Consider the following 415-nt stretch of genomic DNA (forward strand, 5'->3'; position numbering starts at 1 on the left):
AACAGACGCTGGACGTTTGCCGTCTTGGTTCTCGCTATCATTCCAAACTTTCTTCACTGGTACTTGAGTCTTACCTGGTGTGTAGCTATTAGTAATGGTGAAGCCAGTTGTGGCATCTCCTGTTACTTTAGACTCATATTCTGCGACTGAAACTTCTTCGATTGTATAGGCGATTGGAGTACCACCTTTATCTGCGTCAAGATCTGTGAAAGTAGCTTGCCATTTGTTTCCTTCATTGAGTTCAAGGGTCTTACCTGTGTCTTGACCATCTGCTAGAAGTTTAACAGTAATAGACTCTGGACGTTTACCATCTTGGTTGTCACTATCATTCCAAACTTTCTTCACTGGAACCTGTGTTTTAGCTGGTGTGTAAACATTGGTGAAGGTTGTGCTATTAGCTGTACCATCACTGCTG

1 protein-coding gene is annotated in these 415 nt (G+C 42.7%); it reads right to left on the bottom strand.

Annotated features, from left to right (window positions below; translation table 11 throughout):
• The coding region (locus tag B7725_RS00015) for a Cna B-type domain-containing protein (RefSeq protein WP_142357334.1) at window positions 1-415 on the bottom strand (415 nt) is incomplete at both ends.

This window comes from Streptococcus oralis subsp. tigurinus, from assembly GCF_002096275.1.
Classification (GTDB): Bacteria; Bacillota; Bacilli; order Lactobacillales; family Streptococcaceae; genus Streptococcus; species Streptococcus oralis_CN.